The sequence below is a fragment of the Mesorhizobium sp. M2E.F.Ca.ET.209.01.1.1 genome, from assembly GCF_004010375.2.
Taxonomy (GTDB): Bacteria; Pseudomonadota; Alphaproteobacteria; order Rhizobiales; family Rhizobiaceae; genus Mesorhizobium.
This window is the reverse complement of sequence record NZ_SADP02000531.1, coordinates 1-353: the sequence shown is the minus strand read 5'-3', so window position 1 is coordinate 353 and position 353 is coordinate 1. Positions and strand designations below refer to the sequence as shown.

Sequence of the window (353 nt, the reverse complement as noted above, 5' to 3'; positions counted from 1 at the left end):
GACGAAGATGTCGTCCGGCGTCACCTGCAGGACTTCGCGGGCGTAGGCATCGGCGATGATCAGCAGGTCGCGGTGGAAATGCATCGTCGCCTTCGGCACGCCCGTCGTGCCCGAGGTGAAGCCGAGCAGGGCGACATCGTCGCGGCCGGTGCTGACGGCGGTGAAGGTGACGGGCTTGTCGAGGGCGGCGCGGTCGAGCTCGGCATCATGGTTGGCGGTGCCGTCAAAGCCGATGACCTGTTTGAGGAAGGCGCTGTCCTTGGCGCAGGCCGTCATCTCGTCCATCAGCCTGGTGTCGCAAAGGGCTATGCCGATTTCCGCCTTGTCGACGATCTTGGCGAGCTCGCCGGCGC

1 protein-coding gene is annotated in these 353 nt (G+C 66.0%); it reads right to left on the bottom strand.

Annotated features, from left to right (window positions below):
* The coding region (locus EN852_RS36785; protein WP_145994153.1) for an AMP-binding protein at nt 1–353 on the bottom strand (353 nt) is incomplete at both ends.